Genomic DNA, 26,204 nt, shown 5'->3' with positions numbered 1-26,204 from the left:
TCCAGATTTTAAATACTAAATAGTCCAGATGTTTCCTTATAAAACTTCTTTACAACTGAATAAAGCTCTTAAAGAACCTTTATACCTACAGCTAGCCAACCAGTTTATTTTATTAATAAGAAATGGAAAGTTAGTTCCTGGTACAAAGCTGTTGGGCTCTAGAACCTTGGCGGATTTATTAAAAATTCACAGAAAAACAGTGGTAGCTTGTTACGAAGAATTGCTGTTGCAAGGTTGGGTAGAAAGTATTCCTAAGAAAGGTACTTTTGTAAATACGAAGCTACCACTTACCCAAAAAACAGCGATAACTGATAGCTTTTATATTTCTGAAAAGGAGTATTCAGGATTTTCTTTTTACAGAAATGATGGTCTTTTAGAAAAGAAGATTGAGAAAAGAGAAGGGGTTATGTATATAAATGATGGTGTATCTGATACGAGATTGGCTCCTGCTGAAGAAATTGCTAGAATTTACCGCAGAATCGCTTCAAGAAAATCGATTCCTACTTTTTTAGATTACGGTACTACTTATGGAAACCAAAAATTAAGAGAGGTTTTAGCGACATATCTCAATGAAACACGTGGTTTACAGGTTTCAAAAGAACACATATTAATTACTAGAGGAAGCCAAATGGGTATTTGGTTATCTTCGCAACTGCTTTTAAACAAAGATGATATCATAGTTGTAGGGGAAACCAATTATGCTTCTGCAGACATTACTTTTTTACAACGAAAAGCTCGTATTAAAAGGGTTTTGGTCGATGATAATGGTTTGGTTGTAAAAGAGATTGAAAAACTATGTAAAAAACGAGCGATAAAGGCTGTGTACGTTACTTCACATCACCATCACCCAACTACTGTTACCTTATCTGCCGAGAGAAGAATTCATTTGTTAAACTTAGCCAAGAAATACAATTTTGCAATCATTGAAGATGATTATGATTACGATTTTAATTATAATCATGCACCTATTTTACCCTTGGCAAGTCATGATACTCATGGAAATGTAATTTATATTGGTTCAGTTTGTAAAACTGTTGCCCCTGCATTTAGAGTTGGGTATTTAATTGCTTCAAAAGATTTTGTAAACGAAGCAGCTAAATTAAGAGGTTATGTAGATCGACAAGGCGATGCTCTTTTAGAGTTAGCATTTGCAGAGTTCATTAAATCTGGAGATTTAGACAGCCATATACGTAAGGTTATGAAAGTATACTTAGAGCGACGAGATATATTTTGTAAATTGTTAAAAGAGAATTTAGCAGATTATTTTAAGTTCGAGATTCCTAAAGGAGGAATGGCTGTATGGTTGCGTTTGAATAAGCAATACGCTTGGTCGCTAGTTGCAGAAGAGGCAGTAAAACATGGGTTAGTAATAGGAGAGTGGCAACGTTACGATTTAGCTAACAAAAAGCATAATGGCATACGAATTGGTTTTGCCAGTTATACCAAAGATGAAATAGTGCTTTTAATACAGCGATTAATAGCTACATGCAAAAGCATAAAAAAAGCGCTATAAAGCGCTTTTCTAAATCGTTTTGGTAGAATTAAATTACAGAACTTAACGAAATAGTTTGGCGTAAGTTTGTGTAATTTTACTCGTGTTTTCCCATAAAGTTGAGCGTCTAAGTGGAGGTAAAAAGAAGAGTTACTCTTTCTTTTACAAAAAAACTACATTATTTATTTCGACGCTACCATTTAGTAGAAAATATCAGAATTTTAAGTTAAACTAATAATTGCTTATTCTTTTTGTGAAATAGATTAACCATACCAATATTAGTTTCTTTACTATCTGCAACTAAATGAACAATAAGGTCTTTAGAGTCAGAAAGAAAAACAAAATGAGTTTGTTCTTCCAAACTAAAACTAAGACTTAAAATTTCTTTATTTTCTAGGTTATCAATATAGTTTAGTCCTCTTGTAATTTGTCTTAATACCTCTACTTGAAAAGAAGCGGCTAATTGGTTGTCAATATCTTCATCTTTACTATAATAATCAACCACCATACCATCGTCTGCAGTAATAACTGAAATTGATATTACACCTCCAAGTTGTTCACCTATTGTTCGTGAATATTTTTTTATGTCGTCTAAGTTCATAATTTTTACTTTTTTTATTTAATAATTTTAATTTTTTACTACCAAGAACTAACGTCTACTCCTTGATCAGATAATAATTTTTTAATAAAAGAGATGTAGTTTCCTCCTTTGTCTGCTAAATATTCCTTTAAGTATTTTTCGCTTTCTTCCATACCGCCTGAAGCTTCAACTTCAATTAGCTTTTCATATAAAGGTGCAATAACTTCTACAACTGGGTCTGGCACTGAACTTCTTGCTCCTAGGAAAGAGGTTGGTGTACCAGATGCATCTTTAAAGATATCAAAATTTGTTACGATCCAATAATATTTACCTGTCTTTGTAAGGTTCTTTACCACTGCGTTAAAATTATTTCCTTTCTTAAGGTTATCCCACAGGGTTTTAAATATTATTTTAGGCATATCAGGATGCCTTAGTATGTTATGGGGTTGTCCCATAAGTTCCTCTTTACTATACTCGCTTACATCGATAAAAACGTTGTTAACATAAGTAATGGTGCCTACTTCATCGGTTTTACTTTTGATAGTTTTCGTTTTGTCCCAAACTCTTTCTTCATTGATTGGTACTGGTCTTGTGTTACTCATAATTTATTGATTATTAGGGGTTAAACATTTAGTTTCACAGATTAGAAGCGAAGTCTGATAACAAAAAATTGCATAGAGAGAACAGTTACTAAATTTTTTTGTAACCAAAGTTTGCTGCTTAATCTTATTTTTTGAACTATGGTTAAAAGAAACTTTTCATTAAATCTCCCACAGTGTCATATTCGTCGAACAGTATGTCGAAAAGAACTTTTTTCTTCTTTCTTTTAGAGGGTACTGTATCTGGTTCGGAAAATCTATATTTCCTGAATTCTTTTAAAATTGTGTTTAGGTGTTTTTTTAAAGGTCTGTCTATAGATAAATGATTGGTGTTTTTCATCATAACAGGTTTTTTTTATAAAGCATTAATTAACTCTGCTTTATAGTTGTTTAATAAAGACTTAGTCATACTTAGGTCAGCACTTGAACTTACGGCTAAATAAATAAAATATGCACCACTAGGAGCTACATTAATGATATGAAACTGACTTGATAAGGTAATTGTAATGTCTTGGATTTCTTCATTTAGGTTCAAAGCTTTAATTGCTTTTAATTTAGCTTTTACAACTTCTAGGTTAAAAGCTGAAGCTAAATTAGGGTCAAAATTTTCATCCGTTGTAAACGAATCAAGTGATTCTCCAGAGCTAATATCTGTAATCGATACAGCGATAAAACCGGGAACGTTGTTTTTTAGATTTTCTATAAGATCTCTCAGGATTTCTTTCATGGTTAAGAGTCATAATTAATAAAAAGTTTTTGTGTTTATTGAAGTACTATTTGCCGTAATGATAGCTTGATCATTGCCGCTTTAGAAATATCATTTGTTAGCAAACAAACAATATGATCGTCATCATATTTATTTATTATAGCTAACCCTTGATCTGAAGTTAAAACTATCTGTTTCAGGCTCTCTATCGCTAAGGTATCCTGAAAAAATTCATTAGACATGGTTACAATCATATTTGCCATTGCTGCAGCGTTGTTGTCCTTAGTCATTCCGTAAGAATCTATCAGCTGACCTTCTGAATTAAATATTAAACCTTTTTCTGCTTTGGTTTCTTGTATGAGCCCTTGTAAATCTGTTTGTTTCATTGATTATGGGGGATTTGTAGTGTGTTTATAGATTCATAATTTAATTTATTAGATGTTCAATACTATTCCTAGTTGAGACACATTAATTTAAATGAAAATCTCAACTAAAATTTCAATAGAAATAATAGAACAAAACTGGGGGGGGTAAACAAATTTATAAAAAAAAAGGTTTAAAAAAAAGGATAAAAGCAAATAATATAATTTTATTTCTTAAACCTAAATTATACAGTAGAGTCTTAACATACACCCAAACATTTTATACTGTTGGTTGCATTTAAAATTAGCCTAATACCTTAATGATTAAATAGTTTCTATTGCTTTGTAATAGAAGAGTAAACTTCAATAATTTGTACATCAGTACTTTATGTGATTTTAATCTTAACAATCCAACTCTGTAATGTGAAATATGAGTTAGATAGTTAGTATTCCAAGGCTTGCCTCGTATGAAAAGAGTAATCTATAAGCATAATATCAAGCATTCGTCTTAACATCTATGATTCAATTTGTTCGACTAAGTACAAACGCTTTGCTTTTAGTATTGAAACTGATTGTATTTTAAAGCGGACTTTTTTGGTAATTCAAGGTAAATATGAGGTTCACTTTTTGAAAATGGGAGTAGTTATTTAAAAATGGTTTTTATCATTCTGTTATTTCCAAATAAGTCTTTTCGTAATTCAATTTGTTTAAAACCCTTGTTCTGAAGCATTCTAACAGTTTCTTTTCCTAAATATTGATTGATTTCAAAGAATAGCATTCCTCTTTCTTTCATATGAACCTTCGCCAAATCAGCAATCTTTTCATAAAAAACTAAAGGAGCATCATTTTCAACAAACAATGCCAAATGGGGTTCGTTCTCTAATACATTCTTTTTTATTGCTATTTTTTCTAATTCACGTACATACGGCGGATTAGAAACAATAATATCAAAGTTACCGCTTAATTTTTCGGTTGTTAAAATATCTTGCTGTACAAAAGAAACATCAACGTTGTTTAGTATTGCATTTTGTTTAGCAACTATTAAAGCTTCTTTTGAAACATCTATCGCATGAACACTAGCATTTGGTAAGTTCTTTTTTAAGCTGATAGGTATACAACCTGTACCTGTACCTATATCTAGAATAGTTATTTTTTTTCCAGATTTCTCTCTATTGTTGGTAATAACCTCATTTTCTTTGTTTTTTGTAATACTATCTAATATCCATTCCACCAATTCTTCGGTTTCAGGACGAGGAATTAATGTATTAGTAGTTACATTGAAAGGGAGTCCGAAAAATTCGGTTTTACCTAAGATATACTGAATGGGTTCTTCTTTTTTTAATTGCTCTAAAGCCTTGTCTAATAACGTTTTTTTATCCGTAGAAAGCTCCATAGTAGGCTGTAATGCAACATCGATTCGTTGTAGTCCTAGATATTCTTCTATTAATAAAAAGAAAAAAGTATCAATTTCGGTTTTTGGATAGACGGTGGCTAACTGTTCAGAGAAATAAGATTTGTATTGCTTTAATAGCATGTTGCAACTAACTTTTACGTATATTTTATAAACCCTTTAACATCCATACATTACAAGAATAATGTCCTGTATTTCCCATCGGCTTCTCTAAATCAATAAAGCCATTTTTTCTATACAATGCCGTTGCAGCTTTCATGTAGGGGAGCGTTTCTAAATAACAGTGCTTAAAACCGTGTTCCTTGGCTTTGTTCAAACAAAAATTAATTAATTTACTTCCTAAGCCTTTGCCTCTGGCTACTGGCAAAAAGTACATTTTTTGCAATTCACAAATATTTTCTTTGCAATTCTCTAACTGAGCATAACCAGCACCACCAACAACAGTATCTTGATATTCAACGACAAAGTATCTTGCCTTTTCTTTTTGATACGTTTCGTACATTTCATCGGTAGCCTTGTCTTCATAAGCAGTACCCACCTTAGGAGCACCAAGCTCCGTAATTACACTGCGAATTACCTTAGCCATATCGGCATTATCTTGTGGTTTTATTTCTCGAATAATAAAATCAGAAGGAGTCATAAGAATATAGTACTTTTGCACGAGCAAAATACCCAAAAAAGACGAGTTTTCATGAAGAAAATAATTTATTTTTTACCTTTTTTATTACTAGCAATGAGTTGCTCGGTAAAACAAAAACCAATCTTTTTAAAGGTTGATGATGTTAAGTTATTATCAGTCTCAGCCGATACTATTACGTTAGGGGCTAACGCTTATTTTGAAAACCCAAATGATATCGGAGGTAAAATAGCTACGGACGAAATAAAGGTGTTTATAGATGAAGTAGCCGTTGCACAAGTTTCTTCAGAAGAGTTTAAAGTTCCGGCTCGTAAAGAATTTCACATTCCTTTAAAAGTGGTTATTCCTTCAAGAACAATATTTGAAAATAATAAAAACGGAATTTTAGGAGGAATCTTGAACTCCTTGATGAATCAGCGTTTTAAAGTTCATTTTAAAGGAGATTTAACATACAAGGTATTGGGTTTTTCACATGTATATACAATTGATAAGGTAGAAGATGTAAAAATTAAATTTTAAGGCATTGAACCACAAAAAGTATATACAACGTTGCTTACAACTGGCAAAAAACGGAATAGGAACTACACGTCCGAATCCTTCTGTAGGAGCAGTAATTGTGCATAATAATACCATAATAGGAGAGGGGTTTACCTCACCTTATGGAGGTTCGCATGCAGAAGTGAATGCTATACATGCGGTACAAAACCAGGAGTTACTAAAAGAAGCAACAATCTATGTTACCTTAGAACCGTGCTCTCACTATGGAAAAACACCCCCTTGTGCCGATTTAATACTCGAAAAACAAATTCCCACTATCGTAATTGGTTGTGTAGATACGAATAGCTTGGTGGCAGGAAAAGGAATAGAACGACTACAAAAAGCAGGAAGAAACGTTATGGTGGGTGTATGTGAAGAAGCCTGTAAACAACAACACAAACGTTTTTTTACCTTTCAAAATAAAAAGCGTCCTTATATCATTTTAAAATGGGCAGAAACGAAAGATGGGTTCATCGCTCCATTGCAAAAAGAGGAGCAACAACCCGTATGGATTTCCAACAGCTATTCTCAGCAATTAGTACACAAATGGCGTAGTGAAGAACAGGCTATTTTAGTAGGCACAAATACGGTCATTGCTGATAATCCGTCATTAACTGTTCGTAGTTGGAAAGGAAACAATCCTACAAGGGTTGTTATTGATAAAAGCCTGCGAATCCCTTCAGAAGTAACTGTTTTTGATGGAAAGGTTCAAACGATTGTTCTTGCTAATACAAATGAGAAAAGAGGAAATAAGGGAGAAACTGTAGCTGTTACTTCGAACGATAGTGAGAACTCCCATGTACTCGTTTACGAACACATCGATTTTTCTTCTCGTGTAGCAGCACAAATTTGTGAGGTGTTGCATACACATCAAATACAATCGGTAATTATTGAAGGAGGCGCACAAACGCTACAAACGTTTATCGATGCAAATTTATGGGATGAAGCCAGAGTATTTATGGGTGATGTATCTTTTGGAGAAGGAGTGAAGCGCCCTGTTTTAAAGGCAAAACTATCTTCCGAAAAAAAAATAAAGAACGATATTTTAAGAATATATAGAAATGATTAAAAACATCATTTTCGATTTTGGTGATGTATTCATCAATTTAGACAAAGAAGCAACGTATAGAGAACTGGCTAGATTAGGAGTTACAGAAATTTCTGAAGACATGATGCAACACTATTATCAATACGAAATGGGATTGATAACTACGGATGATTTTGTGTCTTATTTTCACGATAAATTCAGTATTTCAAAAGAAGACTTAATCCGCTCTTGGAATGCGATTTTGTTAGACTTTCCTGAGCATAGGCTGCATTTTATAAAAGAATTGGCAGCCAGTAAACAATACCGATTGTTTTTGTTGAGTAATACCAACGATTTACACATTTCTTGGATTCAAGATAACTGGGGAGAAGAGTTGTATACTGAGTTTAAAAACTGCTTTGAGCAGTTTTATTTATCACACGAAATCAATCTTAGAAAACCAAATACCGATATCTTTGAATTTGTTTTGAAGGAAAACAAGCTACAAGCCTCTGAAACCTTTTTTATAGACGACACTAAAGAAAATACTGATGCGGCACAGCAGTTAGGAATTCATGTATGGAACAATTGCCCAAAAACAGAAGACGTGGTTGATTTGTTAACAAAACAAGCTTTTAAATAGTATGACGTACTTACTTCTCAGTATCTTATTTTCGACATCGTTATTTGTAATTTTTAAATATTTTGAAGTTTACAAAGTAAATACCTTACAAGCCATTGTAGTTAACTATATCGTTGCTTTTGTTTTAGGTATGTTTTCTGCCAACACTTTTGGTAAACTCGCTACTATTCCCTTACAACCATGGGTATATGGCGCTATGTTTTTAGGTTTCCTTTTTATCGTAATTTTCTTTGTCATGGCTCGTACCGCTCAAGAAAATGGCGTGTCGGTAGCTTCTGTGGCAGGAAAAATGTCGGTAGTAATTCCCATCATTTTCGGAATCGTATTGTATCATGAAAGTATCACTCCACTAAAAGCTTTTGGAATTGGTATAGCACTCATAGCAGTTTATTTATCGTCAGTAAAAGAAGAAAAAGAAAAGGCGAATGGCGGATTGTTATTTCCTATTTTACTTTTTTTAGGTTCTGGAATTATAGATACCACACTAAAATATGTAGAAACTAATTTTGTACAGGTAACCGATGTTGCATTTTTCTCTGGAAGTTTATTCGGATTTGCAGCAATCTTTGGCATACTCATCTTGGTAGGAACACAATTAGTATCAAGAAAAAAGCTATCGTTTAAAAGCGTGTTAGGCGGTATTGCTTTAGGAATCCCTAACTATTACTCCATAGTATTCTTAATTAAAGCCTTGCAAACAAAAGGGGTAGAAAGCTCTACACTCTTTACAATCAACAATGTTGGTGTGGTGGTGGTTTCTACCATCGTCGGATTGTTTTTATTTAAAGAAGAATTTAGCATAAAAAACAAAATAGGTATTGCCTTGGCAATTTTCGGAATTATTTTGGTTACTATTGCATAATGAGTGAAATTAAAGATACGTATAAAACCATCACAAAACCCTCTGGAGAAACACTGTTTAAAGATCGAAATAGTAAATTTTTCGGATACGCTTTTCCCGTTTTTTCAGAAGAAGAGATTAAAGAACGCTTAGAAGAACTTCGCAAACAGCATCATACCGCTCGTCACCATTGCTATGCGTGGCAATTAGGCACCGAAGAAATTCGTTTTCGTGCCAATGACGATGGAGAACCCAGTAACTCTGCTGGTCAACCCATTTACGGACAAATACAATCTTTCGAAGTCACCAATATTTTAATTGTTTCGGTGCGTTATTTCGGAGGAACTAAACTCGGAGTAGGAGGGTTGATTAATGCCTATCGTACTTCTGCACAACTTGCCTTAGAAGCTTCTGAAATTGTGGAGAAAACGATTGATATTCATTATAAACTAAAATTTCAATACGATATGATGAATAAAGTGCAGCGAATTATCAAAGAACGAAACATAGATATTATTAAGCAACAATTGGAATTAGACTGCGAGTACACTATTTCAGTTCGAAAAAAAGAAGCGGCAAGTGTTTTTGAGGTTTTTGATACGTTGTTTAAGGTGGAAATAAAAAAGATAAATTGAGTGTAGTTTATTCTTAAACTTAAAACTAATAACTTTGTTATAGAAGTAAGTTTTAATATCAATAATCATTTAGAGGCAACCTTTTCAAAAGAGCCCCATCTACATAAAAAAACAAATTCTAGATGAAAAAAAATAGTTTATTACTAGTGCTATTTATCATACTATTTCAAGGCTGTAAACAAGATGATGAATGTAACCAATCTTGTTTTACACCACCGGAAGCATTTTATTTTGAAATTGTAGATAAAGAAAGTGGGGAGAATTTATTTACAAACGGAACTTTTGATGCTAACGACATCAAAATAACGGATACTTTGAACGATAATGATTCCGTAGAATTTTCTTTTATTTCTGAAAACAATATTAACTTAATTCAAATCGGTTCAATTGGTTGGAAAACTGAAATAGTAAATTTGAGAATATACATCTCCGAAAATCCTATTTTTAATTTTTATATTGATGCCGAAAGAATAGAAGATTGTTGTAGTCATACAGATTATAATGAAATCACTCTAACAGATTCAGAATTTGAATTAGACAGTCAAACAGGAATTTACAAAATACTGGTGGAATAAAAAGAATTTTCTAATATACGTATAAGCCAATTTCTAATCTTACGTTATTTCTATTGCTGTATTTAGGTTACAATATAAATGTTGCTCGAACATTTTCTGCAACAAATCTTACACAACACCGATAAGTTCTACACGAATATCAGGATAAACGGTAATGACGTGAAGTAACGTCAATAAAAACATTAAATTTACCCGTTGTGCTTCACTAATTAAGAGAAAACAGGGAACGTAAATTAACAACTTTATTTTTTGGCAGGAAGATTAAGAATGTTAAAATCAGTATTGTTAAAATGCACAACGGGTAACTAAAAATTTACTAGGCTTTATTCTCCTTGCCCCAAAGAAAATCCTCTATTTCCATCGAACTCATATAAGTTTTCTGTTTTAATAACATCAAAACCTATTTCATTTAATTTGAATAATAAAGAAATTACTTGTTCATAAACAATGTTTTGGTATGACAATGCGCCATTAATTTGCGATTGTTTACCTACAAATCTACACCTCCAGTGATCGGTGCAAAAAGTTTCATCAAGACCCTTTGGATACACTTTTACACCTCTATTTGTAATCATTTTAAGTTTCATCTTGTAAAGATCTACATCAGATAATAGCTCTCCTAGTTTGTTTGCATCATTTCCTTGCCAATCTAAAAAAACATCAACACCCACTAGTTTTTTTTCTTGTTGTTTACGTACATAGTTTGGAATGTTAATATTTCCTGTTCCGCTTGAAAGATTACTTATCGGTAGTTTTACAGGTTTATTTCCCAAATTCTGTATGATTTTATCAGTAAATTGTTCAGTACTAACTTTTGCTAAACTATAAGTTTCATTAAAAATATCGGCAGTATGATACCCTTGTTCTAAGGTGGTTAACCATGCATTTTTAATTGTGTCGGCTACGTTAGTTTGCCCTATGTAAGATAGCATTGAGATAGAAGCATTAATTAAACCTGAAGGATTAGCGATACCTTTTCCTGCAATATCTGGTGCAGAGCCATGAATGGCTTCAAACATAGCAACTTTACTTCCAATATTTGCTGAACCGCACATGCCAACCGAGCCACCAATTTCCGCTGCAATATCTGAAATAATATCACCGTAAAGATTTGTTGTTACGATTACATCATATTTTTCTGGTTTGGCAGCTAAATGAGCAGATCCTATGTCAATAATTTGTGTATTATTCTCTATTTCAGGATACTCATTGGCTATTTCATCAAACACTTGATGAAACAAACCATCAGTGATTTTCATAATATTGTCTTTAACCATGCATGTGACTTTTTTTCTACCAAAAGCTTTGGCATACTCAAAAGCATATCTAATAATGCGTTCACAGCCTGGTCTTGTAATTAATTTTAAACATTGATAAACATCTTGAGTTTGTCTGTGTTCTATTCCTGCGTATAAGTCTTCTTCATTTTCTCTAATAATAACAACATCTAAATTAGGAAAATGTGTTTGTACATAAGGAGACAATGCTTGTACAGGTCTAACATTAGCAAACAAACCTAATGATTTGCGTAAAGTTACATTCAAACTTTTATAACCCTTTCCTTGAGGAGTAGTAATAGGAGCTTTTAAAATGATCTTATTTTTTTTAATAACATCCCAAGCATCATTGGTTATACCAGAGGTGTTACCAGATGAGTATACTTTTTTTCCAAGTTCTATAAATTCGGGTTCAATTCTAGCTCCAGCAGCTTCCATTATTCGCAATGTTGCTTTCATTATTTCTGGACCAATACCATCACCGTTGGCGATGGCAATTTTTACAGGAGTCATTGTGCTTTCTGTAATTTCTTGTTTTTCTTTTAGTTGAATGCTCATATTTCTTTATTTTATCATTTTCAGTTACAAAATTGAGAAATATTAATCATATATTTTTATTTATTTATTTTAAGATAATCATTAACATATTTTATGTATAAAATATAACCCACTTAAAATCAAAACATTTTAGGTTATTTTAAGAAATATTCGTAAATTTGCACGCCTTTTTACGAGTACAGATTTAAAAAAGGTGTAAAATAATAATTATCAAGTTTAATTTCTCTTGGCGTTAGTGTCGTTAAAAATCTGATTAACAAAAAGATACAAATATTTATTTCAGACATGTCTGAAGAAACAAAAAACACAGCAGAAGCTGTAAATCCAGCACAATTTTTAGCAACTTTTAACTGGCATAAATACGAAGAAGGTATTGATGAAGTTGATGAGTCTAAATTACAAGAATTTGAAAAAGCCTTAGAAGGTACGGTAGGGTTCGTAAACGAGCGCGATGTTATCGAAGGTGAAGTAGTACGTATTACCGATCGTGATGCAATTATCGACATCAACTCTAAGTCGGAAGGTGTAATTTCGTTAAACGAATTCCGTTACAACCCAAATTTAGCTGTTGGAGACAAAGTAGAAGTATTGGTTGACAAAAGAGAAGACGCTTCAGGTCAATTGGTATTATCTCACAAAAAAGCACGTGTAATCAAAGCTTGGGATCGTGTAAACAACGCACACGAAACTGGTGAAATCGTTAACGGTTTTGTGAAGTGTAGAACTCGTGGAGGTATGATCGTTGACGTATTTGGTATTGAAGCATTCTTACCAGGTTCTCAAATCGATGTGAAGCCTATCCGTGACTACGATCAATATGTAGAAAAAACTATGGAATTCAAAGTGGTGAAAATTAACCACGAATTTAAGAACGTAGTCGTATCTCATAAAGCATTAATCGAAGCTGATTTAGAAGATCAAAAACGTGAAATTATCGGTCAATTAGAAAAAGGACAAGTACTAGAAGGTGTAGTTAAAAACATTACTTCGTACGGTGTATTTGTTGACTTAGGAGGTGTTGACGGATTAATTCACATTACTGATTTATCTTGGTCTCGTATCAACCACCCGAACGAAGTTGTTGAATTAGATCAAAAATTAAACGTAGTAATCTTAGACTTTGATGATAACAAGTCTAGAATTCAATTAGGATTAAAACAATTATCTGCTCACCCATGGGAAGCTTTAAATTCTGATTTAAAAGTTGGTGATAAAGTAAAAGGTAAAGTAGTTGTTTTAGCTGATTATGGTGCCTTTGTAGAGGTTGAAGAAGGAGTAGAAGGATTAATCCACGTATCTGAAATGTCATGGTCAACACACTTACGTTCTGCACAAGATTTCGTAAAAGTTGGTGATGAAGTAGAAGCTCAAATCTTAACATTAGACCGCGAAGAGCGTAAAATGTCATTAGGTATGAAGCAATTACACCCAGATCCATGGACAGATATTACTTCTAAATACCCAGTAGGTTCTAAACACACTGGTACGGTACGTAACTACACTAACTTTGGTGTATTCGTAGAGTTAGAAGAAGGTATTGACGGATTGGTATATATCTCTGATTTATCTTGGACTAAGAAAATTAAGCACCCATCAGATTTCGTAACTGTAGGTGACCAATTAGAAGTTCAAGTATTAGAATTAGATGTAGAGAACCGTAAATTGAACTTAGGTCACAAGCAAACTCAAGACAACCCTTGGGATGCTCATGAAGACACTTATTCAATCGGATCTATTCACGAAGGTACTATCAAAGAGAAGAATGATAAAGGTGCTACTGTAGTATTTGCTGATGGTGTTGAAGCGTTCGCTCCAACTCGTTTCTTAGAAAAAGAAGACGGAGGTAAATTAGCTAAAGGAGACGAAGTTAAGTTTCAAGTAACTGAGTTTAGTAAAGAATACCGCAGAATCGTAGTTTCTCATACTTCTATCTTTAGAGAAGAAGAACAAAAGAACATCAAAGCTGCTGCTGCTAAAGCTCAAGAAGTAGAAAAAACTACTTTAGGAGATATCGGTGGATTAGCTGAGTTAAAGAAGAAAATGGAAGGAAAATAATCCTAATCACTTCTTAAAAATCAAAAACCGTTAAGTCTATAAAGCTTAACGGTTTTTTTTCCTTTAATACAGCTACTAGTAACTTTAAAGCATTCAATTTTTAAAGGATACTTTCTTAAATAACTTTATATTTGCTATCAAATAAAAGAATATGACACTTATTAAATCGATATCAGGTATTCGAGGTACCATAGGCGGAAACACAGGGGATAATTTAACCCCAATAGATGCTGTAAAATTCGCAGCAGCTTACGGTACATTTATAAAAAATAAAAACTCCCAAAAAGATAAAATAACCATTATAATTGGTAGAGATGCTCGTATTTCGGGTAAAATGATAAGTAACTTAGTAGTAAACACCTTAGTTGGTTTAGGAATTAATGTAGTCGATTTAGGCTTATCTACAACACCTACTGTTGAAGTAGCTGTGCCACTTGAAAAAGCAGACGGAGGTATTATTTTAACCGCTTCTCATAATCCAAAACAGTGGAATGCATTGAAACTCTTAAACGAAAAAGGAGAATTTTTAAATGGTGAAGACGGAGCTGAAATTTTGAAAATTGCTGAAAACGATGCCACTATTGAGTTTGCTGAAGTAGATGATTTGGGTTCTTATAGAAAAAAGAAAAACTACATTAAAAAACATATCAAAGAAGTTTTAAAACTTGATTTGGTTGATAAAAAAGCGATTAAAAAAGCAAAATTTAAAGTAGTGGTAGACGGTGTAAATTCTACAGGAGGAATTGCCATACCTGCGCTACTAAAAGAGTTAGGCGTTAAGTGTATAGAGCTGTATTGTGAACCCAACGGCCACTTTCCGCACAATCCTGAACCTTTAAAAGAGCATTTAACCGATATTTCTGAATTAGTAGTTAAGAAAAAAGCCGATTTGGGTATTGTGGTAGATCCTGATGTAGACCGTTTGGCCTTAATTTCTGAAGACGGATCGATGTTTGGTGAAGAATATACCTTAGTAGCTTGTGCCGATTATGTATTAGGACAGTTAGGAGGGGGAAATACAGTTTCTAACCTATCTTCTTCAAGAGCATTACGTGATGTTACTGAAAAACATGGAGGAACTTATACCGCTAGTGCTGTTGGAGAAGTGAATGTAGTACAAATGATGAAAGATACCGATACCGTGATAGGAGGAGAGGGTAACGGAGGAATTATTTACCCTGCATCTCACTACGGACGTGATTCGCTAGTTGGAGTTGCCTTATTCTTATCACATTTGGCACATAAAAAAATGTCTTGTAAAGAGTTAAGAGATTCGTATCCTAGCTACTTTATGAGTAAGAATAAAATCCAGTTAACACCACAAATTGATGTCGACAAGATCTTAGAAACCATGGCTAATACCTATAAAAATGAAGAGGTGAATACTATTGATGGTGTAAAAATTGATTTTGCTGAAGAATGGGTACACCTACGTAAATCGAATACAGAGCCTATTATTAGAATCTATACCGAAAGTACGAGTCAAGAAAATGCAGATGCTTTAGCCGAAAGATTTATTGCCGAAATACAACAAATAATACAATAGTTCTTTAAAATTAAAAATAGAATGTTGAGCTAAAACGTTTTGACCATGTGAGTCACTGCTTTGGTTTAACCTAGAAAATTTACAAATCAGCCTAACAGAAGGAGTAAAGATGGGTATTTATAGAAGAACCAATACCATCTTATTAGGTGTAAAGTAACATAACGATTTTCACTTTTTAGGATGCGAACCTTCAATTGGTGCTGGTTTACATATTGCTTTTTTAATTTTTCTATACAAGCTGATGTAAAATCAAGATATATTTATATACCTACTAGTAGAACAACGAATAATTTTATAGATTCAGTTTTACAGAGTTTCAATTTTTTTAAAATACTGTTTTAGTAGGAGGTAAATTTAGACTTTTACAAAGTGTTATAAATACGTTAATATTATATGTATTTTAGGCTAACTAGTAGTATACTACTAATTTTACAAAACATAACAAACAACTATAGATTTTAAACATGGATTTAGAGCAGTATTTTGATACTTTTAGAAAAAATATTGTAGGTATCGATCAAACTTTTCAAACACCCTATGGTGAAAAGAAAATGATTTATACAGACTGGACAGCAAGCGGAAGACTATATCGCCCCATAGAAGAACAACTTTTGCATAAGTTTGGACCTTTCGTAGCCAATACACATACAGAAACTTCAACATCAGGAGCGGCGATGACATTGGCGTATCGTGAGGCAAGAAATATCATTAAACGACATGTAAACGCATCTTCTAACGATGTGCTAATTACTCAAGGCTCTGGTATGACAGGGGTGGTAAATAAATTTCAGCGTATTTTAGGTTTAAAAGTAAGTGAAAATTTAAAGGAGAACACACAGGTACCAGATGAAAAAAGACCTATTGTTTTTGTAAGTCATATGGAACATCACTCAAATCAAACATCGTGGATTGAAACCATTGCAGATGTAGAAGTTGTTCCGTGTAATGACGAAGGCTTGGTATGTTTAAAAAAGTTTGAGGAAACGATACAGAAATACTTAGACAGACCTATTAAAATAGCTTCTATAGTAGCAGGATCTAATGTAACAGGAATCAAAACAGATTATCATAAAGTAGCTTCCTTAATTCATAGGTATGGAGGTTTGTGCTTTGTTGATTTTGCCTGTTCTGCACCCTATGTTGATATTGATATGCACCCAGAAAAAAAAGACGAGTATTTAGATGCTATTTTCTTTTCTCCACATAAGTTTTTAGGAGGCCCAGGGAGCTCTGGAGTATTGATTTTTAATAAAAAATTGTATAAAAACATGGTGCCTGATAACCCCGGAGGTGGTACCGTTAGCTACACAAATCCCTGGGGGCAACACGACTATTTTGATGATGTAGAAACGCGTGAAGATGGTGGTACACCTGCTTTCTTACAAACGATTAAAATAGCCTTGTGTATTCAGGTAAAAGACCAAATGGGGACCGATAAGATAAAAGAACGCGAAGACGAAATCAACCCAATCATTTTTAATTGTTTAGAAAATTTAGAGGGAGTTAAAATATTAGCTCCGAATCATAAAGACCGTTTGAGTATTTTTTCTTTCTACTTTGAAAAATATCATTTCAACCTTGTAGTGAAATTATTAAACGATCGATTCGGAATTCAAACAAGAGGCGGATGTTCTTGTGCTGGAACCTATGGACATTTCTTACTAAACGTAGATCAAATAAGATCGAATGAAATAAAAGGACAGATTTTAGAAGGCTGTAACACAGAAAAACCAGGCTGGATACGTTTATCGGTACATCCAACAATAACAAATGAAGAAGTACAATTTATCTGTGAATCATTACAAACATTAGCAAGCAATATTGAAGAATGGTCTAAAGATTATCAGTACGACATGTCTAAAAACGATTATATACATAAAACGGTAGAACCTATTGAAAAACAGTTAGTAGCCGATTGGTTTTTATTATAATATGACACACATAAATAGCTCTTTTTTAGAAGATAATTATTCAAAAATAAAAGAAAACTCTATATCTGGTAGATGGATAACACTCGAAGATATAGAGCCTTTGTATTTAAGTTTACAAAACTCAGGTATTCAAACAAAAATTATTGGAGAATCTGAACAAGGAAGAGCTATTTACCAATTAAAATTAGGCAAAGGAAAAAAGAAAATTCTTGTTTGGAGTCAAATGCACGGTAACGAGAGCACTGGTACCAAGGCAATTTTCGACTTTTTAAACTTTATTCAGCAATATTCTACTCACGAAATAACACAATCTATTTTAACAAACTGTAGCATTACCATTGTTCCTATGTTAAACCCAGATGGGGCACAAGCATATACACGTGTAAATGCGAACAGTGTAGACTTAAATAGAGATGCAGTAGAATTAAAGGCTAAAGAAAGTAAACTTTTACGCAGTGTTTTAGAAGAAGTAAATCCTGAATTTTGCTTCAACTTACACGATCAAAGAACCATTTTTGGTGTTGAAGGAACTCAAAACCCAGCAACCATTTCTTTTTTAGCTCCTTCTGAAGAAGAAACACGTGCAATTACAGAAGGAAGAAAAGAAACGATGAATGTAATTGTAGCAATGAATGATTTGCTACAAGAAATCATTCCCAATCATGTTGGTCGTTATACCGATGAATTTTACCCAACAGCAACTGGAGATAATTTTCAAAAGTTAGGACACAACACTATTCTCATAGAAGCAGGTCATTTTGCAAATGATTATGATAGGGAAGAAGTGCGTAAATATAATTTCTATGCCTTATTACAAGGTATGTATCACATTTCATCAACAGAAAACTTTACAGAATTTAAAAAATATTTAGCCATTCCGAACAATATCAAGAACTTCTATGACGTTATTTACCGCTCAAAAAATAATGAAAAAGATATGGCCTATCAGTATGTAGAAACTATAGAAAATGGTAAGTTTGCACTTGTTTTAACAAAGGAAAAAGAAGGTGATTTATCTTTATATCTAGCACATAAAGAATTCAAAAAAAACAATTGATCTTTCTTTTTTTATTAACTAAAACTTATTTTTTTTAGAAAAAAACTATATTTTAGCATAATTACTTGAAGATAACAAAAAATGAAGAAGTTCATATTAGATGAAATTGATCATCAAATTTTAGACATTTTAATAGAAAATGCGCGTACCCCTTTTACAGACATTGCAAAAAAATTATTAGTATCAGCAGGTACAATTCATGTTCGTGTAAAAAAAATGGAGGATGAAGGAATTATTCAGGGATCTACTTTAACCTTGAACTATGAAAAAATGGGATATTCATTCATTGCTCATGTGGGTGTTTTTTTAGAAAAAACATCTATGACACAGCATGTATTAGATAACCTGAGATTAATTCCAAATGTAACGGTTGCTTATGTAACTGCTGGTAAATACAATATTTTTTGTAAAGTACGAGCTAAAAACACCAACGATGCCAAAGATATTATTTATAGAATAGATGAAATTCACGGTGTTAATAGAACAGAAACCATGATTGCACTTGAAGAAAGCATTAATGATAAAAAACGTTTAATGCATGCCATTTTTAAAGATATTTAAATTTACTACCCAATAAAGGTAAAAAAAGGGTAGCATTCAAAATGTTACCCTTTTATATTGTTAATTATTGTATGCTATTTTTAAGTAAATAGCATCAAATTGTTTGTTTGAATTTTACGCATATTCTAAGGGTATTCAATACATTTGAAAAACCTTTTCTAAAACTACATACCAATCTTTAGGATAATCAGCTTTAATAAAAAGTTTTTTCTTTGAAAAAGGATGGATAAACTCTAGTGAGTATGCGTGTAAGAATAAGTTTTCACAACCAAAATTCTCTACAAACATCGTATTATGATTTTTATCTCCATACTTTGGATCTCCTATGAGTGGATGACTAATTTTATTCATGTGAATGCGTAACTGGTGCAATCTTCCTGTTTTAGGTTCTAGTTTTACCAAACTATACCTTGAGGAGTCATACGGCTTTACAGGGATGTTAATCGTGGCAGTTTTCATCGTAAACAAGTGTGTTTCTGCATCTTTATGCACATTTGCATCTCTTCCTTTAACAGGTGAATCAATAATTTTAGATTCTGGCGCATGCCCTCTAACAATACCGTGATACGTTTTTTGAATTTCATTGTTGGTAAATAACTCTTGAAATTGTGCTACAAACCTTGTTTCTTTAGCCAGTAGCATGATTCCTGAAGTTTTTCTATCCAATCGGTGTATGGGGTACATTTTCTCACCCAATTGTTGCGTAATCATTTGTAGTAAAGAGTCTTCCTCTGCAACATTTCTAGAATGATGCGCATGGTGTACCACCACATTATTTGGTTTTACGACACACAATATGTATTCATCTTCGTAAAGAATAGCTAACTTCATTGTATTATTCATTAACTGTTTTTAGCTTAGTAAAATTTAACAAAAGTAAAGAAGCCACCCCGCACACAAAAAAGCCGATAAAGAGTGGGAGCGTGGTCGTTTCGACATTTCTACCAATAAAGGTAGCAATAGGTACTGCCATTATTGTAGAAACAAATCCGTTAATCGCAGCCCCAATTCCTGCAATATGCCCCAAAGGCTGCATTGCCAAGGCACGAAGATTTCCAAATAAAAATCCGATAGCAAAAAATTGTAAGGCAAAAAATAGTAATAAGATAACGATACTTGGATTTCCTTTTTGAAAAAGTAGTATGTACATAATAGGAATTACAGAAAATACAACTAAAAAGAAAGAAACTAGTTTGTACATGCCAAATTTCATTACAAATGAGCCATTTAAAAAAGTTGCGAATCCTACTGAAATAGCCAATCCTGCAAAAATATACGGAAACTCATCTACTAAAGAGTATTGCTCTTGAAAAATTTGTTGAGAGGCACTTAAATACACCATAAACGACCCTGTGATGAATCCTGATATCAAGGTAAAAATAACGGCTTGTTTGTATTGTATAAATTCTTGCAAACCACTAAAGAACAGACCAAAGGATAGTGGAATTCTATTTTCTTTTTTTAGTGTTTCGGGTTGACGTTTCCACAGCCAAAACATAACGATAAATCCGAATAGTAATTGACTGTAAAATATTGATTTCCAACCGTAAAAATCTAATAGTAGCTTGCCAATAGCAGGAGCTACTACAGGAACCAAAATAAAAACAACAACGATAAACGACATAATTTTAGCCATGTAATTTCCGCTAAAACTATCGCGAACCATGGCAATACTAATCGTTCTTGGTGCCGATAAGCCAATACCTTGTAAAACTCTTCCAAAAATCATTATTTCAATACTTGTGGCATTTACACAAACAAAGCTTGCTATTACGAAAAGTAAAAAACCTCCATAAATGACTGGTTTTCTTCCTAAGCTGTCAGAAATTGGTCCAGAAATTAACTGACCCAAACCCAAGCCTAAAAAAATCATGGTTATTAAGAGCTGATTGTCATTAGAATTTTCTGAACTATGAATACTCAATCCGATTTCTTGTAGTGCAGGCAGCAATGCATCAATAGACAAAGCGACCAATGACATTAGAGATGCCATTAAAGCTATAAACTCTAATTTTGATTGATTATTTTTTTGCATTGGGCAAAAATAGTGTCTTTATTTGAGTTAAAGAGTTTGTATGCCCATAAAAAAGGGCTGTAAAAACAGCCCAAATAACAATTAGTGTGATGATTTTGTAAATTTTAAAAAAAACGCTGCTTAGAATATGTTTGTGGATTAGTTTAAAATCTGAAAAAATTGAAGGGTTTTTTATCCTAAAACAGCGTCTTTATATTTTTTATAGACTTACATATACTTAAACAGTCAGAATTGAATTTACCCTACTTTTTTCTTATAAATTTTATAACTTATTTAAAAGTTTTTAGCTTTTGTACCTAAATTATAGGTTTTAGTGACGTATAAGAAAGAATACTATTTTTTGTTTAAAAATATCTTATTTAACATAATATTAATTATAGTACAAATAGATACTCAAAAAAAAGCGTTAAAATAACGCCAACGGAACATATTTGAAGAGACATAAAACGCTATAACAAATGTTTTTATCTTCAATAACTATTTCTATGATTAAACATAATTTATGTAAATGAACGTGGTTAATAATATCACAAAAATAACGAAAATTATTTGTATTGGAAAATTAGCGTACTATTGAATCAAAATTGCAAAGGTTGGTTCTTTTTTTAAAAAGTTCCGCTGCGCTACACAAGAATTAAAAAAAACAACCTTTTAAGGCAATAAAATTCAAAAATTACTACGTGCGCTAAAGCATAAAAAAAAGTAAAAAAAAGTAAAAAAAAGTAAAAAAAAAGTGTTTTAAAAAAATTGATTGCAAAAAGAAACAGCACCTTTTGAGTGCTGTTTTTTTGTTTTATAAATAAACCTCTATTGTATCATAAAATGGAAGTGTTGGTTCAAATTCTCCTAACAATCGAAGCTTGAGACCGTTAAAAAAAAACTGAACAGGACGAAAAGTTGACAAGTTATCAAAAAACATTTTTCGTTTAAAGTCAAGCTCTGGGAAAGATAAGGAATATAATTCACCGTTAACCCCAACTTTAAATGATGTATCGGAAAAGCCATAAGTATCACAAGATAAATCACCGTAAAAAAATTCATTTTCTGATAAATATACCTTTTTTAACTCAGGAACACCGCCAGTGGCTTCAAGAGATAATTGTACAAAAACAGGTTCAGCAATAAATGTTAAACCATTTAACTTAATGTATTGTTTTTCTATTTGTATCGTTTCACTCATAATTTTTTATTTTTTTTGTGTTGTTTCGTAAAGCTGACAATCTCCACTTAATAAAGTGCTTCTATACTCCCTTAAATGCTTAAGTTTGTTTATTCTCAATAGTATAAAAATCAATAAAAAAGTAAGAGAAAAGAAACTAGCGAAAACTATCAACACTATTACAAAAAAACTAATTAACATTATTTTTATCTTTTTTGCAGTCATCACTGCATTGTTTTATTTTTGATTTTTTGTACTTGTATATCTCCGTGATAAGGAGAACAACCGCATAAATAATAACTGGTATTGGGGTGTTTTCTGCAATGCTTATAGAAAGCCCCGAAACACCGTTTAATGCATTTATAGCTAGATTATTCATTTATTTTAGTATTTTTGAAAGGTTAATTAAAAATTCGTCTTATGAAATACTTATTTATCGGAGTACCTGAATTAATTGTAATAGCTTGCATATATACAATTGCTGTAGGTTTACTGTTTTACTTCATAGGTAGAAAATCTAAAAGATAAGAGGATAAAGTCTTTTAAGCTCCAAAATTTCATAATTAGTTAACTCACTTTGAAACCATTGGGTTAAATTCAACTTAGTAGCGGTAGGTAAGTTAGTACCAACCCCAACTATGTCTATGTAACCACGAGTACCGAATCTATTATAAACCTTAGCATAATCAGAAGGAGAAAGACCAGATAAGGCTATTTTTATGCTTTCGAAATCAGTACCAATAGAAGCCATAGACACATGAAGAATGTCGGCTAAACGGTAAGCCTTTGAATCATCTATAGTCGCACCATTCTCGTCTAAGGAGTTAGAATAGTCATCGAAGCCAAATTTCTTTGAATTAAAAAAAGATTTTAGATACTGAAAAAAGAGGATAAATAGTAATAATAAGCCCCCTATTAAGAGGGCGTATTTTTGAATTATATTTTTCATTTTTTACGGTTTTTAATAAGCCTGTAAAAACCTACGACAGTCATCGCAGAAGCTATTATAGTTAATATCTGTTTCAGAATTAAAGGTGTAGAGCTTCCTTTTTTTTTAACTCATCGTCCTCGTCTCCCTCCCAATAAGCGTAGCCACCATCAGACTTTGGCTGTCTTACATCTATGTGGATAAAATTATCATTCTCATAAACACCGAAGCCATTAACACCAATAGCACGCAAAGTTTGATACAACTTGTTTTTAGTAGACAAAGCCTCTTTGACAAGTTCAACAAGTCCACTCCCTCGTAAGTCAAGAGCAGCACCGTAGGTATGTTGACTAGTGCCATCCCTCCCCTGCTTCTTTTCGTGTCTTTCACTTCTAAATGCACTATTAACAACTATTGGAGCGTTTAACGCATTTCTCAAAGCTTGAAATGCGTTAATTAATCTTTTGTCAAGAGGTATGTAAGTAAACAAATTTACCTCACCATCTACAACAGAAGACGCCTTTCTTATTTCGCCTAAAGTCAAATTTCTTGACAGTCTTTGATTGTCGTTATATCCATCTAACGGAGGTGCTAGATGGGTGTTATATTTCTCGACATTACTGGGGTAGTTATCTCTATATGGGCTTAAAAAATTTGACATATTATTTTGTTTTTTGTTCTTTATTTTGGGCTTTTTCTTCGCCATAAATCTCAATCCAGTCAGCACGGAAAGCTTTTAAGTGTTTGAAAAATGATTTATAAAGAAGTATACTTTTATAACCGCTATCACCGTACTCTATTGCTTTATCTACGTTTGAGCCAAATCCTTTTAAATAACTACCTACGTTTAAAAATTTTGATAAGATTTTTTTCATGATTAATAATTTTTAGAGATGTGTTTACCAAAATAACCACCGTTAGAGGCTTTAGGGTTAATGATCATATTCCAGTCTTTAAAATACACTTTGTGGTTAGATGTATTCATTAAACCCGAATGTACTACCGTATCACGCATAGGCGCTGATAACACTAGAGTAACACTACACCACTCCTTGCCATTTCTAGAGACTGTGGGCGCTACTTTGCTTTGCTTTTCGCTTCGGAATACTTTACCACTCCACATGACGCCATCGGACACCTTCCAACAAGTCATAAACAAACCTTCTTTACTACCGAAAGACTGGTGTAGCTTAGCACCACTCTTTGGGGTATAATTGCTGTTTTTATTCGTTCTTCGTGCCATTATTTATACCTTTTTTTTGGAATTAATAACATTGCTACTACTGCCACAGCAACAACACCTGTTGCATAACCCCATACAGGTATGCCATAGTATTCTTTAGTCATGAACTCTTTTGTTTTAGCCCATGTATTTTCAAACCATTGTTTCATTTTTGTTTATTTTTTTTGAATTTTTTATATAATACTTTACCTAAGTAAAACAAACCCGCACCAACTGCAGGAATGATTACAAAAAGCCAATTAAATGGTGTTTCATTGTTTTGGCTACTATTCCCATAATAAGGGCTATCAGTTGGAATACTTACATCATTTGATGTAATAGGTGTACCTACATTTTGAACTGGAGAACCCGAAATATCTACAGATTGAACAGGCTGCATTGATGTTTTGGGAGTGTATACATTGTATGTAATAGGCACAGAAATCCATTTTAATAAACTGGTTTTATTCCTATTACGTATATCGTACTTCGTAACGTTTTCCGTAAGAGGTGAAGCATTGTAATTTAAAGATAAATTACTTCTAAAGTTAGACAAAGTCTCTTTAACTAAAGTTATCCTATACTGGCGACCTTTAATTGAATTGGAGCTTTTAAAATCATCCTGACGCTCTACATTGTACTGTATATAAGCATTCAGATACATATCGAACATCGATAGCCTGTTTTCTAAAGAAATGGAAGTATTATTCAAGTACTTTTCTTGTGCGTACTGTAAATCTAAATTCCATTCATTTTGCTCATATTCTTGTACTTCAGACCATTCACGAGGACCCATACCTATGAAGTCCATAGCTCCTGAGACTAGAGAACCTCCGGGTATAGAACCTAAAACAGAATCTAATGTGCTGTAAAAATTATCCTCCAATGTAGTTGGAGTTATACCGCCAGACAAGTCTATAGAAGACAATAAAGAACCATTTGAAGATGTGGGAAGTATACTTCTTTCAAGCTGAATAGGCTCATAGTTTAAGGAATAATTAAGCATTTTTTAAGGGTGTTTTTATTGAATAATATTTGATGTCGATACGAGGGTCTGCATTGTCCTCTAATCGTACTTCTTGAGCCATTCTAACATCCAAAACAACAGATTTATATGTGCCAAATATTGGTTTATCATTTTCGTCAAATGCTATGACACCAAATCTGTCTTTTTGGTCTATTAATAAAGATTCAGCTGTTCTATTTATCTTTTCACCGTTAACTCTTATATCTATTTCAGAAGGTAATGCAGTAGCATCGAAAATCAAGAAATCAGTTTGAGTCAAATCTACTTTCTTATCAATTTCTGTTGATTTATAAGTTTGTTCCTTAACAACATAAGGATGTGGTGTTACTTTACCAGCTTCAAATATAAATAGAGAACTATCAGTAACTTTACCTAAAGTTGTTAAGTAGTTTTCAATGACGTCGTTTTGATTTTGTAATAATTCTCCACCATAAGCTAAATCAATGACGGCTTCTTTAACAACCACAGTAGTACCAGCATCGTCGTTAGCTACAGTAGCTAACTGAAATTGTTTAGGAGCATGTGATGTCAAGAGTGATTGAACTTTTATTTGAGCCTCGTTTAAAAATGCGACGTTCATTGTATTGAATAACCTTTCGTCTCTACCTTTTTCACGCTTTATTTCTGTTTTAATTTTGGCAGCAGTCGAAACATTTTGGAGGACTAAGAATTGTGTTTGGTCAGTGTCCTCTATTTTGTGAGTTTTTTGCGTTAAGCCATTTAAAAGTTCTTTTCTCATTTGTTTTGGTTTATAGATTAATATTAATGAAGTACAAATAAACCGCTATAGTGTTTTTTTTAAC

31 protein-coding genes are annotated in these 26,204 nt (G+C 32.7%); 12 read left to right on the top strand and 19 right to left on the bottom strand.

Annotation, left to right across the window (positions count from 1 at the left end; genetic code table 11):
* Positions 1–28: 28 nt before the first annotated feature.
* Positions 29–1,513: a MocR-like pyridoxine biosynthesis transcription factor PdxR gene (gene pdxR, locus P8625_RS03055; RefSeq protein WP_279652031.1), complete on the top strand. Its 1,485-nt coding sequence runs from the start codon at positions 29–31 to the stop codon at positions 1,511–1,513.
* A 205-nt stretch (positions 1,514–1,718) separates the two neighbouring features.
* Here the strand turns inward: pdxR and P8625_RS03050 are convergent, their stop codons facing one another.
* The 7 genes from P8625_RS03050 to P8625_RS03020 all read right to left on the bottom strand — a co-directional run bounded on the left by P8625_RS03050 (position 1,719) and on the right by P8625_RS03020 (position 5,790).
* Positions 1,719–2,093, bottom strand: coding sequence for a hypothetical protein (locus P8625_RS03050; RefSeq protein ID WP_279652030.1), 375 nt, complete (start codon positions 2,091–2,093; stop codon positions 1,719–1,721).
* Positions 2,094–2,131: 38 nt separating this feature from the next.
* Entirely contained in the window at positions 2,132–2,674 is a 543-nt protein-coding gene (locus P8625_RS03045) for a PAS domain-containing protein (RefSeq protein ID WP_279652029.1), read from the bottom strand.
* A 142-nt stretch (positions 2,675–2,816) separates the two neighbouring features.
* Positions 2,817–3,014, bottom strand: a complete 198-nt coding sequence (locus P8625_RS03040; RefSeq protein ID WP_279652028.1) for a hypothetical protein — start codon at positions 3,012–3,014, stop codon at positions 2,817–2,819.
* Positions 3,015–3,026: 12 nt separating this feature from the next.
* Positions 3,027–3,398: a hypothetical protein gene (locus P8625_RS03035; protein WP_279652027.1), complete on the bottom strand. Its 372-nt coding sequence runs from the start codon at positions 3,396–3,398 to the stop codon at positions 3,027–3,029.
* Positions 3,399–3,433: 35 nt separating this feature from the next.
* The gene (locus P8625_RS03030; protein WP_279652026.1) at positions 3,434–3,763 is read right to left on the bottom strand and encodes a roadblock/LC7 domain-containing protein; all 330 of its coding nucleotides are present in this window, start codon (positions 3,761–3,763) and stop codon (positions 3,434–3,436) included.
* A gap of 619 nt (positions 3,764–4,382) precedes the next feature.
* Entirely contained in the window at positions 4,383–5,273 is an 891-nt protein-coding gene (prmC, locus tag P8625_RS03025) for a peptide chain release factor N(5)-glutamine methyltransferase (protein ID WP_279652025.1), read from the bottom strand.
* A gap of 25 nt (positions 5,274–5,298) precedes the next feature.
* Positions 5,299–5,790 (bottom strand): GNAT family N-acetyltransferase, encoded by a 492-nt coding sequence (locus tag P8625_RS03020; RefSeq protein WP_279652904.1) that lies wholly within the window; start codon positions 5,788–5,790, stop codon positions 5,299–5,301.
* A 51-nt stretch (positions 5,791–5,841) separates the two neighbouring features.
* Here P8625_RS03020 and P8625_RS03015 point away from each other — a divergent pair, with 51 nt between their 5' ends.
* The 6 genes from P8625_RS03015 to P8625_RS02990 all read left to right on the top strand — a co-directional run bounded on the left by P8625_RS03015 (position 5,842) and on the right by P8625_RS02990 (position 10,045).
* Positions 5,842–6,306 (top strand): LEA type 2 family protein, encoded by a 465-nt coding sequence (locus P8625_RS03015; RefSeq protein WP_279652024.1) that lies wholly within the window; start codon positions 5,842–5,844, stop codon positions 6,304–6,306.
* A 4-nt stretch (positions 6,307–6,310) separates the two neighbouring features.
* Positions 6,311–7,393 carry a bifunctional diaminohydroxyphosphoribosylaminopyrimidine deaminase/5-amino-6-(5-phosphoribosylamino)uracil reductase RibD gene (ribD, locus tag P8625_RS03010; protein ID WP_279652023.1) on the top strand — a complete coding sequence of 361 codons (1,083 nt, stop codon included), beginning with the start codon at positions 6,311–6,313 and terminating at the stop codon, positions 7,391–7,393.
* The gene (locus P8625_RS03005; RefSeq protein ID WP_279652022.1) at positions 7,386–7,994 is read left to right on the top strand and encodes an HAD-IA family hydrolase; all 609 of its coding nucleotides are present in this window, start codon (positions 7,386–7,388) and stop codon (positions 7,992–7,994) included. The genes ribD and P8625_RS03005 overlap by 8 nt, the downstream gene beginning before the upstream one ends.
* 1 nt (position 7,995) lies before the next feature.
* The gene (locus P8625_RS03000) at positions 7,996–8,856 is read left to right on the top strand and encodes an EamA family transporter (protein ID WP_279652021.1); all 861 of its coding nucleotides are present in this window, start codon (positions 7,996–7,998) and stop codon (positions 8,854–8,856) included.
* Positions 8,856–9,470, top strand: a complete 615-nt coding sequence (locus P8625_RS02995; RefSeq protein ID WP_279652020.1) for an IMPACT family protein — start codon at positions 8,856–8,858, stop codon at positions 9,468–9,470. The genes P8625_RS03000 and P8625_RS02995 overlap by 1 nt, the downstream gene beginning before the upstream one ends.
* A gap of 122 nt (positions 9,471–9,592) precedes the next feature.
* On the top strand, positions 9,593–10,045 hold the full coding sequence (locus P8625_RS02990) for a hypothetical protein (protein WP_279652019.1): 453 nt from the start codon (positions 9,593–9,595) through the stop codon (positions 10,043–10,045).
* 323 nt (positions 10,046–10,368) lie between these two features.
* On the opposite strand, the gene P8625_RS02985 is transcribed toward P8625_RS02990, so the two are convergent.
* Positions 10,369–11,880 carry an NADP-dependent isocitrate dehydrogenase gene (locus tag P8625_RS02985; RefSeq protein ID WP_279652018.1) on the bottom strand — a complete coding sequence of 504 codons (1,512 nt, stop codon included), beginning with the start codon at positions 11,878–11,880 and terminating at the stop codon, positions 10,369–10,371.
* A 285-nt stretch (positions 11,881–12,165) separates the two neighbouring features.
* Here P8625_RS02985 and rpsA point away from each other — a divergent pair, with 285 nt between their 5' ends.
* The 5 genes from rpsA to P8625_RS02960 all read left to right on the top strand — a co-directional run bounded on the left by rpsA (position 12,166) and on the right by P8625_RS02960 (position 19,030).
* Complete coding sequence (rpsA, locus tag P8625_RS02980) at positions 12,166–13,935, top strand: 30S ribosomal protein S1 (protein WP_279652017.1); 1,770 nt, start codon at positions 12,166–12,168, stop codon at positions 13,933–13,935.
* 151 nt (positions 13,936–14,086) lie between these two features.
* Entirely contained in the window at positions 14,087–15,481 is a 1,395-nt protein-coding gene (glmM, locus tag P8625_RS02975; RefSeq protein ID WP_279652016.1) for a phosphoglucosamine mutase, read from the top strand.
* Between the two features lie 464 nt (positions 15,482–15,945).
* Positions 15,946–17,412 (top strand): aminotransferase class V-fold PLP-dependent enzyme, encoded by a 1,467-nt coding sequence (locus P8625_RS02970; RefSeq protein WP_279652015.1) that lies wholly within the window; start codon positions 15,946–15,948, stop codon positions 17,410–17,412.
* Between the two features lies 1 nt (position 17,413).
* Positions 17,414–18,469 carry a M14 family zinc carboxypeptidase gene (locus tag P8625_RS02965; RefSeq protein ID WP_279652014.1) on the top strand — a complete coding sequence of 352 codons (1,056 nt, stop codon included), beginning with the start codon at positions 17,414–17,416 and terminating at the stop codon, positions 18,467–18,469.
* 81 nt (positions 18,470–18,550) lie between these two features.
* On the top strand, positions 18,551–19,030 hold the full coding sequence (locus tag P8625_RS02960; RefSeq protein WP_279652013.1) for an Lrp/AsnC family transcriptional regulator: 480 nt from the start codon (positions 18,551–18,553) through the stop codon (positions 19,028–19,030).
* 135 nt (positions 19,031–19,165) lie between these two features.
* Here the strand turns inward: P8625_RS02960 and P8625_RS02955 are convergent, their stop codons facing one another.
* The 11 genes from P8625_RS02955 to P8625_RS02905 form a co-directional block, all read right to left on the bottom strand.
* On the bottom strand, positions 19,166–19,873 hold the full coding sequence (locus tag P8625_RS02955) for a pseudouridine synthase (RefSeq protein WP_322790506.1): 708 nt from the start codon (positions 19,871–19,873) through the stop codon (positions 19,166–19,168).
* Complete coding sequence (locus P8625_RS02950) at positions 19,866–21,065, bottom strand: multidrug effflux MFS transporter (protein WP_279652012.1); 1,200 nt, start codon at positions 21,063–21,065, stop codon at positions 19,866–19,868. Before P8625_RS02950 ends, P8625_RS02955 begins: the two co-directional genes overlap by 8 nt.
* Positions 21,066–21,858: 793 nt before the next feature.
* Positions 21,859–22,245, bottom strand: coding sequence for a hypothetical protein (locus P8625_RS02945; protein ID WP_279652011.1), 387 nt, complete (start codon positions 22,243–22,245; stop codon positions 21,859–21,861).
* Between the two features lie 169 nt (positions 22,246–22,414).
* Positions 22,415–22,603, bottom strand: a complete 189-nt coding sequence (locus tag P8625_RS02940; RefSeq protein ID WP_279652010.1) for a hypothetical protein — start codon at positions 22,601–22,603, stop codon at positions 22,415–22,417.
* Positions 22,604–22,741: 138 nt separating this feature from the next.
* Positions 22,742–23,173 carry a hypothetical protein gene (locus P8625_RS02935; protein ID WP_279652009.1) on the bottom strand — a complete coding sequence of 144 codons (432 nt, stop codon included), beginning with the start codon at positions 23,171–23,173 and terminating at the stop codon, positions 22,742–22,744.
* Positions 23,174–23,252: 79 nt separating this feature from the next.
* On the bottom strand, positions 23,253–23,813 hold the full coding sequence (locus tag P8625_RS02930) for a YcbK family protein (RefSeq protein WP_279652008.1): 561 nt from the start codon (positions 23,811–23,813) through the stop codon (positions 23,253–23,255).
* A gap of 1 nt (position 23,814) precedes the next feature.
* The gene (locus tag P8625_RS02925) at positions 23,815–24,027 is read right to left on the bottom strand and encodes a hypothetical protein (protein ID WP_279652007.1); all 213 of its coding nucleotides are present in this window, start codon (positions 24,025–24,027) and stop codon (positions 23,815–23,817) included.
* A 2-nt stretch (positions 24,028–24,029) separates the two neighbouring features.
* A complete protein-coding gene (locus tag P8625_RS02920; protein ID WP_279652006.1) occupies positions 24,030–24,395 on the bottom strand; it encodes a hypothetical protein in 366 nt (121 codons plus the stop codon).
* Positions 24,395–24,544, bottom strand: a complete 150-nt coding sequence (locus tag P8625_RS02915; protein ID WP_279652005.1) for a hypothetical protein — start codon at positions 24,542–24,544, stop codon at positions 24,395–24,397. The genes P8625_RS02920 and P8625_RS02915 overlap by 1 nt, the downstream gene beginning before the upstream one ends.
* A complete protein-coding gene (locus tag P8625_RS02910) occupies positions 24,541–25,380 on the bottom strand; it encodes a hypothetical protein (RefSeq protein WP_279652004.1) in 840 nt (279 codons plus the stop codon). The genes P8625_RS02915 and P8625_RS02910 overlap by 4 nt, the downstream gene beginning before the upstream one ends.
* Positions 25,373–26,140 carry a hypothetical protein gene (locus P8625_RS02905; protein ID WP_279652003.1) on the bottom strand — a complete coding sequence of 256 codons (768 nt, stop codon included), beginning with the start codon at positions 26,138–26,140 and terminating at the stop codon, positions 25,373–25,375. Before P8625_RS02905 ends, P8625_RS02910 begins: the two co-directional genes overlap by 8 nt.
* Between the last annotated feature and the right edge of the window lie 64 nt (positions 26,141–26,204).

Origin of the sequence: Tenacibaculum tangerinum (genome assembly GCF_029853675.1) — a bacterium.
Taxonomy (GTDB): Bacteria; Bacteroidota; Bacteroidia; order Flavobacteriales; family Flavobacteriaceae; genus Polaribacter; species Polaribacter tangerinum_A.
This window is presented reverse-complemented; position numbering and strand designations above follow the sequence as displayed.